Annotated in this window: 11 protein-coding genes; 10 read left to right on the top strand and 1 reads right to left on the bottom strand. The window is 39.1% G+C overall.

Annotation, left to right across the window (positions count from 1 at the left end; all coding sequences use genetic code 11):
• Window positions 1-22: 22 nt before the first annotated feature.
• On the bottom strand, window positions 23-1309 hold the full coding sequence (locus FF52_RS22650; RefSeq protein WP_008469255.1) for a hypothetical protein: 1287 nt from the start codon (window positions 1307-1309) through the stop codon (window positions 23-25).
• A gap of 379 nt (window positions 1310-1688) precedes the next feature.
• Between FF52_RS22650 and FF52_RS22645 the strand changes: the two genes are divergently transcribed.
• The 10 genes from FF52_RS22645 to FF52_RS23285 form a co-directional block, all read left to right on the top strand.
• Window positions 1689-3302 carry an arylsulfatase gene (locus FF52_RS22645; protein ID WP_035692290.1) on the top strand — a complete coding sequence of 538 codons (1614 nt, stop codon included), beginning with the start codon at window positions 1689-1691 and terminating at the stop codon, window positions 3300-3302.
• 167 nt (window positions 3303-3469) lie between these two features.
• Complete coding sequence (locus FF52_RS22640) at window positions 3470-4285, top strand: helix-turn-helix domain-containing protein (RefSeq protein WP_008469252.1); 816 nt, start codon at window positions 3470-3472, stop codon at window positions 4283-4285.
• Window positions 4286-4357: 72 nt separating this feature from the next.
• Entirely contained in the window at window positions 4358-4948 is a 591-nt protein-coding gene (locus FF52_RS22635; protein ID WP_008469250.1) for an NAD(P)H-dependent oxidoreductase, read from the top strand.
• The gene (locus FF52_RS22630) at window positions 4897-5535 is read left to right on the top strand and encodes a DUF2652 domain-containing protein (protein WP_083847523.1); all 639 of its coding nucleotides are present in this window, start codon (window positions 4897-4899) and stop codon (window positions 5533-5535) included. The genes FF52_RS22635 and FF52_RS22630 overlap by 52 nt, the downstream gene beginning before the upstream one ends.
• Before the next feature lie 229 nt (window positions 5536-5764).
• Window positions 5765-6217, top strand: a complete 453-nt coding sequence (locus tag FF52_RS22625; RefSeq protein ID WP_008469248.1) for an Hsp20/alpha crystallin family protein — start codon at window positions 5765-5767, stop codon at window positions 6215-6217.
• Between the two features lie 80 nt (window positions 6218-6297).
• Window positions 6298-7467, top strand: a complete 1170-nt coding sequence (locus tag FF52_RS22620) for a cation:proton antiporter (RefSeq protein WP_008469247.1) — start codon at window positions 6298-6300, stop codon at window positions 7465-7467.
• Between the two features lie 130 nt (window positions 7468-7597).
• Window positions 7598-8575: a fasciclin domain-containing protein gene (locus FF52_RS22615; protein ID WP_008469246.1), complete on the top strand. Its 978-nt coding sequence runs from the start codon at window positions 7598-7600 to the stop codon at window positions 8573-8575.
• 158 nt (window positions 8576-8733) lie between these two features.
• Entirely contained in the window at window positions 8734-9186 is a 453-nt protein-coding gene (locus tag FF52_RS22610) for a response regulator (RefSeq protein WP_008469245.1), read from the top strand.
• Between the two features lie 573 nt (window positions 9187-9759).
• Window positions 9760-13455, top strand: a complete 3696-nt coding sequence (locus tag FF52_RS23290; RefSeq protein ID WP_008469244.1) for a family 10 glycosylhydrolase — start codon at window positions 9760-9762, stop codon at window positions 13453-13455.
• A 129-nt stretch (window positions 13456-13584) separates the two neighbouring features.
• Window positions 13585-16825 (top strand): PKD domain-containing protein (locus FF52_RS23285; protein ID WP_008469243.1); only part of this gene is annotated, 3241 nt, incomplete at its 3' end.

The raw sequence follows: 16825 nt of genomic DNA, 5'->3' as shown, positions 1-16825 counted from the left end.
TAATTGTTAAGATTAATGGTAATTATCTGCCGCTAGATGCGGTAATTTTTCCCAACTGTAGCCTGTAGTCCGGTCTTTTTGCATTGTAGATATCCACAAAGGTTTCTTTATTATCAGTTTGGGAATATACATTAGAAAAAATACTGTTGCCATACCAGTTTTCCAGATCTGAATTATCAGTATTGTTTTCTGTAAAGATGTTGCCAGTGCACTGGTTGAAAAACATCTCTTCAAATTTGATTTTTTTCAAATTATCAGCATTCATTTCAGTTTTGCTATCCAACAACACTGCTGGATTAAATCCTGATACAACGCTTCTTTTTAGTTCTAGAGCAGTGTTTTCGCCGACATAGATTGCTTCTTTTACTAAACCTGACTGAACATCAGCCTTAATATTCTCGCTGTCATTAAGCAGGGTAAGATTGGAAGCAGAAACGAAGGTCGATTTTTTTGTGAAGTCAGTTTCGTTTTTCTTTTCATAAGCTTTAACCTCTAGGCATCTAGAACCATCTTTGTTGCTTGAAAGGTATGAAGATCTCACTGCAAGAGAATTGAAAAGGCGACATTGTGCTCCTTGAGTAATTTTAAAGTCGTCATTGATAGATTTATAAGAAACCAACTGCGATGCATTTACATCTCCGCCATAAAAGGCAAAAGAATCGCCTCCTGAAAAGCTCACCATAATGTTTTCTAAGACTGTTTTATTTCCAGCTCCTGCAACTGTAAGGCCGTTAAAGGCATCTGCTCCCTTTACTTTTCTTCCAGCAAATTCAATACGAACATATTTTAAGATTCCTGAGGAGCTAGCAACATTGTTGCCACCATATACGGTAAGGGCAGGATCAAGATCCATGTTATAGGAGCCCACGCTTCCAAATTTATTGATAGGCGCATCACCCAAAATAACTAGGCCGCCCCAGTCACCTGCTTTTTTCATGCTGGCATTTGAGGTAAATATGATAGGGTCTGTTTCCTGACCTTCAGCCATAATTTTGGATCCTTTTGTAATAATAAGAGTGCCTTTGGTTGCGGCATCTCCAATAATTACTGTACCCGGATCAATAGTTAGAACTGAATTATTGGTTACATATACATTGCCATGAAGAATGTATACGTTTTTTTTCATCAATTTAGTATTCTCGGTAATGTTTCCAGCCAGTATTTGGTTTGCATCTTTGGATTCGGTTTTCTGTGGCTTGAATTCTGTCCAGTTGTCCAACCAGTTTGCATATCCAATTATTCCTTTTTCTTGCTGTGCATTTGCTGCCACTGCTAGTAGTAGACAAATCGTTAAAGTAATTTTTTTCATAGTCTTGGGGCTATTGTTATTATTACATGTTTTTGGTACTCAAATAGTTTACTTATTTTTATTTTATAGCAGATATAAAAATGATCGCCAGTATTTAAAAACAAAAATCTCTACTTTTCGGATGACCTACTACAAATATACTAAAAAGATTAGACTCTGCGGGGCTTTGCTTATATTTAACATTTGTTGAAGCAAACTTAGCTGAGAAAAGTTTTTCAGAGGCTTTTTATCTGTTTTTGAATTACCAGAATAGGTTTCATTTTTTAAATATTTGGTTTCATCTTATAAAATGAAACCAGATTGATATACGAATAGATATCCATTTAAATTTTAAGGCTTTAATTTTAGTAAGATATTAATTCCAATAAATTATAGCTCTATGAAAAAGAAAACACTATTAATGGCATTGATCAGTTTATGTGCTTTGGCATATTTAAGCTCAGAGGCTCAAACTAAAAAAAAGCCTAATATCATAATGGTTATCTCAGACGATACAGGCTGGGGAGACCTAGGAGTCTACGGAGGAGGAGTAGGTCGAGGCATGCCGACACCCAATCTCGACAGAATGGCAAAAGAAGGCATGCAATTTTGGTCATTTTACGGACAGCCAAGCTGTACCCCAGGAAGAGCCGCGATGCTTACAGGACGCATTCCGAATAGAAGCGGTATGACCACAGTTGCTTTTCAAGGACAGGGAGGCGGACTGCCTAAAGAAGAATGGACGTTGGCTTCGGTGCTTAAAAAAGCCAATTACAAAACGTATTTTTCTGGAAAATGGCACCTTGGAGAAGCAGACTATGCAATGCCTATAGCGCATGGTTTTGACAAAATGCAGAATGTGGTGCTTTACCATTTGAATGCTTATACTTATGCTTTCCAGTCTTGGAATCCAGAGATGTCTCCAGAGATGCTGGAGCTTTTCAAAAAAGTAACTACAGGTATACTTGAAGGCGAAGCAGGTGGAAAAGCTAGAGAGGTTAGTAAGGTTACTGAAGAAAATATAGCTGAACTGGATATGATGATGGTAGAAAATAACTTAAAGCAGCTTGATGAATATGGAAAAAGCAAAGATCCGTTTTTTATGTGTATCAATTTTGCTAAAAACCATCAGCCAAACCTTCCTTCTAAACAGTTTGCAGGCAAATCTCCAGGTAGGAGCAAATATTCAGATGCTGTAGTAGAGATGGATTACAATGTAGGCCGTATTATGGATAAAATTCGTTCTTTGGGCATAGCAGAAAATACAATTGTCATTTATACAGTAGATAATGGCGCTTGGCAAGATGTGCATCCTGATTCTGGATATACTCCTTTTAGAGGTACCAAAGGAACAGATAGAGAAGGTGGCAGCCGCGTGCCTGCAATTGCTTGGTGGCCAGGACAGATTGAGGCAGGAAGCCAAAGCCATGATATCGTAGGCGGACTTGATCTTATGGCTACTTTTGCAAGCCTTGCTGGAGTGGAGCTTCCTAAAAAAGACAGAGCAGGTGCTGACATGGTTTTTGATAGCTATGATATGTCAAATGTATTGTTTAAAAAAGGAACGCCGCTTCGTGATAGATGGTTCTATTTTACAGAGGCCGAATTGTCGCCAGGAGCTGTACGAATAGGAAAATTCAAAGCGGTATTTAATACGCGAGGAGATAATGGTGCTATTGCAGGAAGTGACGCCCCTGGGCAGCAACTAGGCTGGAGAGGAGATGAAACCTATGTAGCAACAGTTCCCGCTATTTACAATCTGTGGCAAGATCCTCAAGAGCGTTATGATTTGTTCATGAACAGCTGGACAGAGAAAACATGGACAGCTATAATTTTTAACCAGGCCATTGCAGATCTGATGAAAACCTATGCCCAGATACCTCCAAGAGCACCTCAGAGCGAAACTTTTACAGGCGAGATGCAGATAGAGCGTTTTAGGACTATTGAACAGGTGAAAAAAATGATGAACGAAAAGAAAACCACTCTGCCACCATTAAGCGTGGATCCAAAATAGCTTGGATATAGAACTTTAACAATCAAAGAGACAGCGTGCTGTCTCTTTTTATTTTTTGGCTAAAATATGTTTTCCTTAATTATAGAATGTTGGGCTACGAAGCTCTGAAAAGAAGATCAACATTCAGCAATGCCATGATGGATTTTTTTATAATTTAGCTTCTTATAATGGGAAACGATAAAATTTTAAGCGGAAGAATTCCTGTTCCTGAAGAATTTCAGGAGGTATTTTCGCATTTTTATTTTGCAGAGAACAATTCGGAAGGGACGATCACACAAACACTTCTGCCTTCCTATCAGACTATTATGATCTTCATTTTTGGAGAAAAGGCTTTGATCCACACGCAGAACGATGCCAGCTTGGAAGTGGAGAAGTCTATTGTTCTGGGGCCCGTAAAAAAAGCATTTGACTATTCTCTACCCGCGGGAAGCAAAATTTTAGCAGCAAACTTTAAAGACGATGCCTTTTATCGTTTTTTTGGACCGGCGGCCATTTCAGAGAATCTACCCGTTGATTCTGATTCGTTGCTAGATGAAAACTGCTTTACTGCTCTTTGGAACAGACTTGCAGGGATTGAAGATCAAGAACGGCAGGTAGAGTGTATCCTTGAATTTTGCAGGCCTTATCTGAGAAATCGAAACCCGGTGGTCCAGCAACTAATAGAACTAAATACTACAGCTTACAGTCCCATAAAGGAAGTGGCAGGAGATAAAAACCAAACTGAGCGCGCCATACAGCTTACCCATAAAAAACATTTGGGCTATTCAGCCAAAGAGATTATGCGCTTTCAGCGTTTTCTTAAAGCTGTCCAGATCATGCAGACTATTGCAGGGAGAGCTTCAAAAGAGGATTGGTTTGAAATCATTGAGCAGTGCGGGTATTATGCTCAGAGCCAGCTTATTAACGATTTTAAACATTATATAAATCTAAGCCCATCCAGATATCTTAAGCTGCAATGCAGCATATGCAGTCCTTTGGAGTAATTTTCGTTTTCTTACAATTTTATGGCATGTGCCAAGTCTAAATTTGTCCTATCAATTTAAAATTATAGAACAATGAGACATTTAATTATTTATGCCCATCCTAATGGGGAAAGCTTGAACGGAAGATTTAAAGATGCCTTGCAAGGTTATTTGTTGCAAAAAGGCAATGAGGTTATAGTTAGAGATTTATATGAATTGCAATTTGATCCTGTACTTTCACTTCAAGATATGGAAGGCCAAAGAAAAGGCCAGGTGGAAGATGATGTAAGACTAGAGCAGGAATTCATAAGCTGGGCAGAGCACATAACGTTTATTCATCCGATCTGGTGGACAGGAATGCCCGCTGTTATGAAGGGCTATATTGATCGAGTATTTAGCTATGGATTTGCTTACCGCTATGATCAGGGCGTTCAGAAGGGGCTTCTTAAGGGGAAGCAGGCTGTGATCATTAATACGCATGGCAAATCGCATGATGAATACCGTGAAATTAGAATGGATAGGGCATTAAGGCTTACTTCCGACAAAGGAATCTACAACTACTGTGGATTTGAGATCAGCCAACATTTCTTTTTTGAAAAGGCAGACCGTGTGGATGCCGAAACTGTGGAATCATGGATTACAGAAATATTGGCCTTGTACAAAAACACGGCTGTCGCATTATGAATATCTCGCATTCAGCGCAGGATATTCTGCACAGATATCGCAATGAGGCTGGAGCAATAAAAGCAGAGCAGGGACTTATTCTTATTCCAGATGTGAGTGGCTTCACCGATTTTGTCCCAAGTATATGTATCGAAGCAGGAAGCTATATTTTGCGTGAGCTTCTTATGGCTATTATGGATAGTAACCGTCTAGGGATGAAGGTTTCTGAAGTAGAAGGAGATGCTGTCCTTTTCTATAAATTTGGTCTGCCTCCTCACATTGATCTTATTATTGAGCAGTACGAAATCATGCTGAAGAATTTCAGGGAAAAGCTGGACGCCATAGAATCCCTTATCGACAGAAAGCTTAATTTATCCCTGAAGTTGATCGCGCATTACGGGCTTTTTGCCGAATATGCTGTGGGCGGTTTCAGTAAGCTTTATGGCAATGCAGTAGTGCAGTCGCATTGTTTGCTCAAAAATGCAATTCAGAGTAGCACTTATTTGTTATTCACTTCTGAATTGTTGAATTGTAGTGGCTCGGATCGCAGCTTTGCCTCAGAAGAAAACTATAGCTATATAGATTATAAAAATAGAAATCTTGCTTAAATTTAAATCCTGACAAATTAAAACTCTTTTGTTTCAAGTGTCAGAAATTAGTAAGGCACATGGAGAAGGTTTTTTTTAGTTAAAACCAAGATAAAACTGACATTTTTTCGCTTGAAAAACTGAAAAAATGTCATTTTTTTCTACTGGCATAATTTTGGTTTTTTTCTCGTCGGCACTGCTAGCCAGTGCATGTTCACAAATATTGTCTAACAATTAAAAGTAAAATGTTATGAATCTTATCAAAAGAAATGCAGACCAACGCACTGGTTTGCCTCGTATGTTTTTTGATGATGTTTTTGGCCGCGAGCTTTTCAATTGGGAAAACAGCAATTTTTCTGCAACAAGCACCACGCTGCCATCGGTAAACATCAAAGAGACAGCAGACCATTATGAAGTCGAAGTTGCCGCTCCTGGGCTAGATAAGAACGACTTCAAAGTAACCCTTGACGGAAACCTGCTCACAATTTCTTCAGAGAAAGAAAACAATCAAACTATCGAGCAAGAGAATTTTACCCGCAGGGAATTCAGCTATCAATCTTTCCAAAGAAGTTTTGAGCTACCTAAAAATGTGGTGGACGAAGAAAAAATCAGCGCCCGCTATGAAAACGGTCTTCTTTATCTGTCCATCCCTAAAAAGGAGGAAGCCAAACAGAAACCTCCAAGAAGGATTGAAATCGCGTAATTTTCAATCTGTTATTTTACCTTGTTTTTAGTTAAAGCTGTCCATTTGGACAGCTTTTTATTGTTGTTAAAACCAGAATTATGTCTTCACAATTATTCTCAGGGATAGCTGTGCTGTCCTGTGTTGTCTTATTTTTAATTTTATTGTTGCGTCGATTTAGACAGCCCTATTTTACCGCATACATTATAGCGGGCGTTCTTCTGGGACCAAAACTATTAAACGTGATCCACGATCCCGCAGTAGCTGTGGAATTAGGAGAGATAGGAATTGTGTTGCTTATGTTTTCTATCGGGGCTGAGATAGATCTGCATCATTTAGGCAGGAATTTCTATAAACCCTTTGCAATAGTTCTAGTACAGATTCTGATGAGCTTTTTATGCATGTATGCTTTGGGGGTCTATTTGGACTGGTCGGCCAGCAGGATTATGCTGATGTCCTTTATCATAAGCCTTAGCAGTTCTGCTATAGTGTTTCAGTATCTGGAGAAATCTGGAGAAATTAGAAGTTCATTGGGTATTATAACCTGTGGTGTGCTGCTGATGCAGGATATTCTTGTTGTTCCAATGATCCTCTCACTCAATTTCATTTCAGGTAGTAATGCATCTTTTTTTGAACTTATTAAAGTATGTGCGGGAGGCATACTAATACTAGTGTTTTTAAGGGCTGCAATCAAAAAAAAGATTTTGAAGATTCCCATGAGAAGAGAAATCATTGCCGATCATGACCTGCAGGTGTTTATCGGTTTCTGCATTTGCTTTGGAATGGCTTGGGTGAGTTCTTGGTTTGGACTGTCGCCTGCTTTTGGAGCATTTGCTGCTGGAATAGTAATTGGCCAAGATAAAGCTACACGTTGGCTTGAAAAATCTTTGATTCCCTTGAGGGTTTTCTTCATGGCATTCTTTTTTCTCGCCATTGGATTGCAGCTTGATTTACATTTTTTTGCTGCAAATGCAGGCACAATTATAATTGTTGCTGTAAGTGTTCTGTTGATCAGCAGCCTTATTAATAGCCTGCTTTTTAGGTTAACGGGTAGCAGCTGGAGAGATAGTATATATGCTGGTGGACTGCTGTCGCAGATAGGTGAATTCAGTTTTGTTTTGCTTACCCTTGCCGCCTCACTTGGTCTTGTCGAGGATTACATCTATCAGATCACTCTTGCAGTCATAACTTCTACCATGCTACTATCTAGTATCTGGCTTACTATAATCCGAAGGTTGATCTATACGTTGCCGCCTGTTGGAAAATCTTAGTATTTAGATTTTTATGTTTTTTTTAGGAATGTTAAAATTGTATTAAATTTTATTTTGTTTAATATTTTTTGATTTTTGTTAAACAAAATTGTTGTAAATTTAATCTAGCTAATCATAAAAAAGACACACTATGAAAACTATTAAAATGAAATTCGCAGCCGCATTGGCTTTATTTGTTTTGACACTGAGTTCATGCAGCAGTGATGATAATGGCCCTTCACAGGATAATATGAGTATTTATGCAACCGCGAAAGCGAATGCCCAATTAAGCGTTTTGGCATCAGCTTTGGAAAAAGCAGGTCTTGCTAGCACATTGAGTTCTTCAGGATCTTTAACCGTATTTGCTCCAACTAACGAAGCTTTTAACGCATTTTTGTCTAAAAATGGATATGCAGATCTTAATGCAGTTCCCGTAGCTGCCTTAAAAGAAATTTTACTTAATCATGTTCTAAGCACAAAAGTTAAGTCTAGTGCTATAGTAACGGGATATGTTAAAACCCTCGCAAAGGGAAGCGCCTCTACAAGCAACACCCTTAGCATGTACATAGAAAAAAATACTGCTGTGGATATTAACGGAGGAAAAGCCAATGGAGGAGCAACTGTAACCACTGCCGATATAGAGGCAACAAACGGTGTGGTACATATAGTCGATGGCGTTATCGGTCTGCCTACTATAGTGACTCATGCTATAGCAAACAAAAACTTTACTACTCTTGTGTCGGCACTAACCTATAATCCTGCTTCGGGATTTGCAGCCATGCTTTCGGGAACCACAGGTTCTCCATTTACCGTTTTCGCTCCCACAAACACTGCTTTTGCAAGTTTTTTAACGGAGACTGGATTTTCTGGACTCTCAGCCATTCCAGCGAATGTTCTGGAAACAACCTTAAAATATCATGTTGTGGCTGGTGCAAATGTCCAGTCTTCAGCATTGACTAATGGGCAGACGGTAAATACTGCCGCAAGCCAAAGTTTTACAATTAATACGGCTGGAGGAGCAAAGATAACCGATGCAAACGGAAGAATAAGCAACATCATTATTACCGATGTACAGTGCTCCAATGGTATTATTCATGCTATAGATAAGGTTCTCCTGCCTAAATTGTAATTTCTTGTTTGTAATTTTTTGTGGGCAATTGTTTTTAATGGCGGTTAAAAGCTTTTTTAACCGCTTTTTTTTTAAATAAATCTTGATTGGTTAGGAACTACAAGATTATTTCTGACTTGATTTATTTTGCCAGACAATAAACATCAATACGTTTTAAAATGAAAACTAGAATAATTTTACTCATTGACGATGACTGCGATGATATTGCATTTTTTAAGGAGGCATTCGCGGAGATGGATGATCGTTTTACGCTTATCTGCGTAGATGGCGGTGCGAAAGCCATTCAAATGCTTAATGAAATGGATAGTGCCCCTGCGCTTATATTCCTTGATGCGGGCATGCCCATGATTAATGGATGGGAATGCCTGAAGCTTCTCAAAGCTGAGAGCCGTTTTACATCCTATCCTATCATTATGGCTTCAACCTCTCAATTGTCTTCAGGAATAGAAAAAGCCCGTGATTTAGGGGCACTGGCCTATATGATTAAACCTTGGGATTTTAAAGAATTGGTATTTATGATCAAGTTGATTTGCGCAGGATTGGATGGGGCCCTGCAGCAGAATCTGTTAGATCTTGAGCTGGCGATGCCAAATCATTTTTTTGTCTTTTGAGCAACACAGGACCAGCCAGATGCAGATTGGCTTAAAAGAAGGACGGGTTCATCTTATCAAAATAACATCATAACTTTCCCTAAAAATAAAGTTGTGTATCCTAAAAGAGCTATGACGGATATATGATGAAATCGGACTGCCTTTTTTGGCAGAATTAGCACGGACTTTTTATAGGCTAAATTTAGAGAAACTTTAGTTTTTTTTACCTTGCATTTTTTTGCATGTTTTAACCTTTGGGCATTTGGGAATTTTAAAACGAAAATTCATTTTGTTTTGAATAATGTTTCTACAATTTTCATCTTAATTTTCTTTTCTATATTCTATTTAATATTATAAAGTAGTAATTTTCTTTAATATTGTTCTCTTTTAAATTTACTGCGTAAATATTTTATTAACAATTGTTAAAGTATTTTTAAAAGAAAAAGCTTTGTGTTTGCTAGAGTTTGCGCATTATTTTGTGATTTAAAATGAATTATTTTGCGTTTTTAAGTTAAAATTTTAAGTATAGTTGCATGTTTTTGCGTTTTTATTTGTAATATATTTACGGTTATTAACCAAAAAACTGCCCAACTTATGAATCAAAAACTACTCAATCTATTCTTTTTAATAGCTATAAACGGCTTTATTTTAGGTCAGGGAACTAATATAACTCCAGGCTGTTCTAATAGCGGACCTGAAATAAGTGCAAGCCCTAAAGCAGATTTAAGAGGGACTTATTTAACATCAGTCTATAATTTGGACTGGCCAAGCAATAGGACTGCAACTCCTGCAGTTCAGCAAGCCGAGCTAATTACAATTTTGGATAAATTGGTTCTTACAGGAATCAATACGGTTTATTTTCAGGTTAGACCGGAATGCGATGCTCTTTATAACTCATCAATAGAACCTTGGTCGTATTGGCTGACAGGAACTCAAGGTGCGCCGCCAAACCCAATGTGGGATCCTTTAAGTTTTGCCATAACAGAATGCAGAAAACGAGGATTGGATCTGCATGCATGGCTGAACCCTTATCGTGCAAGTGTTGGCGGTTATACATTGGCAAACAATCATGTTTCTAAATTAAATCCGTCTTGGGTTTTTACAGCTTCAAATAATGCCAATCTTAAAATTTTGAATCCGGGTTTGCCAGCGGTACGAAATTATATTATCAGTATTGTAGAAGATATTGCTTCGCGATATGATATTGACGGAATTGTTTTTGACGATTATTTTTATCCAGATCAGGGTATGGCAAATAATCAAGATGCCACGACTTATGCCAATAACAATCCGACAGGAATAAGTAATATTGATGACTGGCGCCGTGATAACGTGAATCGAATGATTGCAGGTGTTTATGATGCTTTGCAGGTTATTAATGCCAATTATAATAAAAATATTGTTTTTGGAGTTGCTCCGTTTGGCATCTGGAAAAGTGGAGTTCCGACAGGAATTGTTGGAAATCCTTCTTATAGCGCATTATATTGTGATCCAATAAATTGGCTTCAAAATGGGAAAGTAGATTTTATTTCTCCTCAATTATATTGGAAAATTGGCGGTTCTCAAGATTATATCAAACTTTCGCAATGGTGGAATGATCAGGCCGCGACTTATGGCAGACATCTATATGTTAGTCAAGGGTATGATCGCTTGCCGAGTACTTCATCTCAAAATTGGCCTGCTTCAGAGATTCAGAATCAGATAGATCAAAACCGAATTGCGGGAATGACCAATACTTTTGGACAGACTTCTTATTCTACGCGATATATTATGAGCGACGAAAAAGGAATTGCAACAGCTTTACAAAATAATCAGTATAAGTATAAATCATTTCCGCCTTCGATGCCATGGAAGGACAATATTTGTCCATTAGAACCAACAAATATTAGATTTGAAGGCAATATTCTAAAATGGGATGCTCCAGTTGCAGCCACTGATGGCGATTTGGCAATAAAATATGTGGTGTATGCATTTGCAACACAGGCCGATATTCCAAATTTTAAACAAGATGGAACCAAAGTTTTGGATATTGTAAATGCAACTCAGATTGTATTGACTACAGCTCAATTGACTGCTCCAAATAATTATTTTCTGGTGACGGCTTTGGATAAAAATAATAACGAAAGTGCTAATATTACAGGTATTCCATATAGTAGCTTGCCAGCCGCTCCAGTAGCTTTAAGTCCGACCGAAGGAGAGTTGTATGTAAATTCTCCTGTAAATTTTTCTTGGAATTCTACAGTTAGTAATGCAGATTACCGCATTCAAGTTTCGAAATCTGCAACAGGATGGACAGAAACGAACGGATTTACGACTGCAACGACCCCAAATGCTACAGTTGTTGTAAATGCTGTCGTAAATACAACCATGAGTTATGTTTGGGATCAAGCTAACGCTGCAGTTTATGAAGCTCCAATAGGAGGAACAACTTATTATTACACTATAAGAAGTTATAGTGCTGCAACAGGAACTTCAAAATATTCTACTCCTGTAAGTTTTACTCCAAAAAGTGTCAATTGTACTGTGCCAGGAACAACTGTTATTACTGTTGATAACATTGATGCAACTTTAGTAGGATCATGGACAGCAACATCTGCCACTGCTGGCTATGTTGGGGCAAATTATATTCATGATGGCGATACGGGAAAAGGAACCAAAACAGCAACTTTTACTCCAACAATTACGCAAAGAGGCAAGTATGAAGTTTTTATCAATCATACTGCTGGAACCAATCGCGCCAATAATGTTCCTGTCGATATCATTCACGAAAGTGGAACGACAACTGTTCCTGTAAATCAGCAGATTAATAATGGAACATGGGTTTCATTGGGAACTTATAATTTTAGCGCAGGTACTAATAATAAGGTTGTAATTCGGACAACTGGCACTTCAGGCGTTGTTATTGCTGATGCTGTTCGATTTTATTTCATAGATTGTTTGCCTGATGCTACACCGCCAGTAGCTGATTTTACACCGGTGTCGGCTACAATTTGTGCAGGACAAACGGTTTCATATACGAATGCATCTACTAATGCAACTTCCTACAGTTGGTCGTTTCCAGGAGGAACTCCGAGTACGAGCACTGCTACGAATCCAGTTGTAACTTATAATACTGCAGGAACTTATAATGTTGTTTTAACCGCTACAAATGGAGCAGGTTCAAATACGAAAACATTGACGAGTGTAATTACTGTAAATCCTTCAGGAGCAGTTACAGCAGGATTTACAGCTCCTTATTCAGAATTGGCAACAGGCGAAAATATGACTTTTACCAATACTTCTACAGGCGCTACAACTTATGCATGGACCTTTCCTAATGGTTCTCCAGCAACGAGTACAGCTGCAAACCCTACAGTAAATTTTACGACAACAGGCAGTAAGACTATTACTTTGGTAGCTTCAAATGCTTGTGGTAGTAATACTTACACAATGACAATCTGCGTTGGAACAAATACCAAAACTACATTGGAAACTTTCGAAAGTTCGGCAGGAAGATTTACAAGTGTTCCTACTGCGTCAGGTTCGACTGTTGGAATTGCCACTACATCAACATTGGCAAGAGCTACAGATAGTTTTAAAAACGGGACAGCAAGCTTAAAAGCAGTTTTGTATGATAATACAACGGTAACAACAAATTGGTTAGTGCGTTTGCTTTCGGGCGGAGGTACACCTGCGAATAATCAGGCTTTTGTTGGGAATCAGGGATCTTTTGGATTTTGGATGAAAACGAGCACGGCAAATGCAGGAGCAACGGTAACGGCTTGGATTGATGATACGGATGGTTTAGAAGAATTGCCTCCACAAACAATCATCAACAACGGAGCTTGGAACTATTACGAATGGTTTTTGCCAACTGCCGTTGGAACCACTATTACTACTGGAAATGGAATCGTTGGCGGAGCATCTGTAACTTTGGATGCTATTGTAATCAAACAAAATAATACCGCGTCTACCATGACAGTTTGGATTGATGATATTCAGCACAATTATATTTCTGCTTGCTCTGGAACTAGAAAAATGTTGGATGTAGAAGAGGCTGAAGATCTTAAAGTTTCTAATGAATTAATTGTGTATCCTAATCCAACCAATGGAATATTGAATTTGAAATTGGATAGCAACATAAAGTCCGATGTCAGATTATTTAATATTACAGGACAGCAATTGTTGAGCACCACTTTTGAAGGTACAGAACAACAGCTTGATTTGAACAATTTTACAAAAGGAATTTACCTTCTTCAGGTTTCAACTGATGGGAAGATAACTACTAAAAAGATCATTTTAAATAAGTAATTTTTGTTTTTAGGTTAAGGCCGCCAATTCAATTGGCGGTTCTTTTTGTGCTAAAAAAATAATTTTAAAAGTGTTTTCTTATTAATAATCATAACCACGTAAACTATTTATTAACAAAAAGCAAAAAACATGAGGAAAAACAAACTTATCGATTTGCGAAACCAAATTGCTTCAATTATGGTTTTGTTTAGTATTGCAACCGGTTTGGCGCAAACGACGCCAGACTCCAAAAAACCAAGTGATGAGCAGCTCTATTCTTTGGCAGACAAATACTTGAAATCTTCTATTAAAAAAGAAGTCAAACCTGATGGAAAGGTATTTCTACAAAGAGAAATGGGCGACTATCTGGCATTAGCGAATAAAAAAAATGCAGTAACCAGCAAGCCAGATTTAGTAGAAAAACACGATGAATTAGAATGCGAGCACAATGGGGAACTTTTGAAAGAGTATCTAAATAGGCCACATCCTTCGGTTAAAACAATGGTAAAATATTTTACTGAAGCTAGTAAAGAATTTGATGTTCCTGTAGAAATTTTAATGGCAGCTGGACAAGTGCAAAGCAATTGGGCGCAAGTGTCTTCTTCTTTCTACGGGTCTTGGGGAGTAATGGGATTGATTGAAAGCGATTTTAACAATCAAATTGCTGTAGCGTCTAAATTAATCAAATCTACTCCAGAGGCTATTAAAACGGATGCTAAAACTAATATCAGGGCAGCAGCAGCCTTATTAAAAAGTTATCAAAAAAAAACGAATCCAAAAGGATTGGAAGATTGGTTTGATGCGACACGAGAATTAACAGGTTTGAAAGATGAAGAAATGAAAACTTCATTGGCAGAACGTTTTTTTAAAGTAATAAAAGAAGGGTCCAAAACAGTTACACTTTGGAAAGAAATCATAGATATAAAAGGAAATTCAGTAACAATTCCATCAAACAAAAACTCCAAAAGTTCTACGGCAAAAATAAGCGCCGTTCAAGCAACAGCAGCGGTCGATTATCCTGATGCTTTGTCAAGAATTACCTCTTGCAATTATGGAGTTGGGCGAAATGGCTACGGTATAGATTACTATTTTGTCCATTATATGGCAACAGGCACGTATGAAGGTGCTATTTCTTATTTTAATGATTGCAGCAGAACAACACCAACTTCTGCACACTATTGTATACGCAACTCAGATGGCCAGATTTCGCAAGTTGTGCGCGAGGCTGATCGTGCTTATTCGCAAGGAGTTTCAGGATATCCGCAATGGAATGGAGCCGGAGTAAGTACAGAACACGAAGTTTTAGCAACCAATTTATCTATGTGGGACAGCCAACCTATGCTTAATGCAGCGGCAGCTTTGGCAATTGATGTCTGCGATAGAAATGGTGTTCCGAAAACAAGACGTGTTACCAATGGTAATCGCGGAATTTATGGCCATAACGATGTAAATACGGGAACAGATTGTCCTAATCTTACAACAGCTCGCTGGAATGTTTTATTGGCGAAAATTGCAGCGGGCAGTTCAACAAATGTTCCAGTTCCAACAGCACCTACTGCGGGTCAGATGTATGTAAGTACTCCCGTAAACTTTACATGGGATTCTACAGTTTCAAATGCCGATTACCGCATTCAGGTTTCCAAATCGAATGCAGGGTGGAACGATACGGACGGATTTACATCTGCAGCAGCGCCAAACAGCACCGTAGTTGTAAATGATGTTGTCAATACGGTAAAAACGTATTCCTGGAATGCTACAAGCGCAGCAGTTGCCGAATCTCCGATAGGCGGAACGGTTTACTATTACACAATCAGAAGCTATAGCGCAGCAACGGGCACTTCAAAATATTCGGCTCCCGTGAGCTTTACTCCAAAAAGCGCCGGCTGCACACTGCCGGGCTCAACTTCGATTACGGTTGACAATCTAGCGGCGACTTTGGCAGGGGCCTGGACCTCCACTTCAGCAACAGCAGGATATATAGGTACGGATTATATTCATGATGGCGATACTGGAAAAGGGGCAAAATCGGCGACTTTCACCCCTTCAATTCCTCAAAGAGGGAAGTATGAGGTATTCATCAACTTTACGGCTGGCACAAACCGCCCTACAAACGTTCCGGTTGATATCATTCATGAAAACGGAACAAGTACAGTTACGGTAAACCAGCAGATCAATAATGGAACTTGGGTTTCATTGGGCAGATACAATTTCAGCGCCGGTTCTGCGGGAAAAGCTGTGATCCGCACAGCTGGCACGACAGGAGTGGTTATTGCAGATGCCTTTAAATTCACCTTTATTGACTGCCTGCCTGAAAATACGGCTCCAGCAGCCAGTTTTATGCCAACAGCTGCCGCAGTTTGTGAAGGGCAAACGGTAGCCTATACCAGCACTTCTGCAAATGCAACTTCATACAGCTGGTCATTTCCGGGAGGAACGCCAAGCACAAGCACTGCCGCAAATCCAGTAGTCACTTACAGCACGGCAGGAACTTATGATGCAAGCTTGACTGCTACAAATAGTGTAGGTTCTGACACTAAAACAATAACAGGATTGGTGACTGTAAATCCTGCAGCAACTGTCGTAGCTGGATTCACAGCCCCTTTGACAGAATTGGCAATTGGAGAGAGCATAACGCTGACAAATACTTCTACAGGGGCAACTGCTTACGCTTGGACTTTCCCTAACGGATCTCCTTCGGCAAGTACAGCTGCAAATCCGTCAGTAAGCTTTACATCTGCAGGTTCAAAGACTGTTACATTAGTAGCTTCAAACGCCTGCGGAAGCAATACCTACACAATGACATTTTGTGTGGGGTCAAATACTACAACAGCTTTGGAAACTTTTGAAGCTTCTGCCGGAAGATTCACGCAAGTTCCAACTACTTCTGGCTCTACTGTTGGTATTGCCACAACTTCAACTTTAGCACGAGCTACAGATAGCTATAAAAGCGGAACAGCAAGTTTAAAAGCAGTTTTATATGACAATACATCAGTTGCTACAGATTGGCTGGTGCGTCTGCTTTCAGGCGGAGGAACTCCTGCAAACAATCAGGCGTTTGTCGGGAACCAGGGCTCTTTCGGCTTTTGGCTGAAGACCAGCACTGCAAATGCAGGAGCAACAGTAACGGCTTGGATTGATGATGCTGACGGATTGGAAGAACTGCCTCCACAAGCCATTATAAACAACGGAGCTTGGAATTACTATGAGTGGTTTTTGCCAACTGCGGCAGGAACAACAATTACGACAGGAAACGGAACCGTTAATGGGGCTTCTGTAACTTTGGATGCCATAGTAATCAAACAGGGCAATACGGCCAACACCATGACAGTTTGGATCGATGATATCCAGCACAATTATATTTCTGGATGTTCCGGAACCAGAAAAATGCTGG

Source organism: Flavobacterium sp. F52 (assembly GCF_000278705.1).
Taxonomy (GTDB): domain Bacteria; phylum Bacteroidota; class Bacteroidia; order Flavobacteriales; family Flavobacteriaceae; genus Flavobacterium; species Flavobacterium anhuiense.
This window is presented reverse-complemented; position numbering and strand designations above follow the sequence as displayed.

Coding starts and splice junctions, on each gene's coding strand:
- FF52_RS22650 (WP_008469255.1), bottom strand. CDS start 1,309: ATGAAAAAAATTACTTTAACGATTTGTCTACTACTAGCAGTGGCAGCA.
- FF52_RS22645 (WP_035692290.1), top strand. CDS start 1,689: ATGAAAAAGAAAACACTATTAATGGCATTGATCAGTTTATGTGCTTTG.
- FF52_RS22640 (WP_008469252.1), top strand. CDS start 3,470: ATGGGAAACGATAAAATTTTAAGCGGAAGAATTCCTGTTCCTGAAGAA.
- FF52_RS22635 (WP_008469250.1), top strand. CDS start 4,358: ATGAGACATTTAATTATTTATGCCCATCCTAATGGGGAAAGCTTGAAC.
- FF52_RS22630 (WP_083847523.1), top strand. CDS start 4,897: ATGGATTACAGAAATATTGGCCTTGTACAAAAACACGGCTGTCGCATT.
- FF52_RS22625 (WP_008469248.1), top strand. CDS start 5,765: ATGAATCTTATCAAAAGAAATGCAGACCAACGCACTGGTTTGCCTCGT.
- FF52_RS22620 (WP_008469247.1), top strand. CDS start 6,298: ATGTCTTCACAATTATTCTCAGGGATAGCTGTGCTGTCCTGTGTTGTC.
- FF52_RS22615 (WP_008469246.1), top strand. CDS start 7,598: ATGAAAACTATTAAAATGAAATTCGCAGCCGCATTGGCTTTATTTGTT.
- FF52_RS22610 (WP_008469245.1), top strand. CDS start 8,734: ATGAAAACTAGAATAATTTTACTCATTGACGATGACTGCGATGATATT.
- FF52_RS23290 (WP_008469244.1), top strand. CDS start 9,760: ATGAATCAAAAACTACTCAATCTATTCTTTTTAATAGCTATAAACGGC.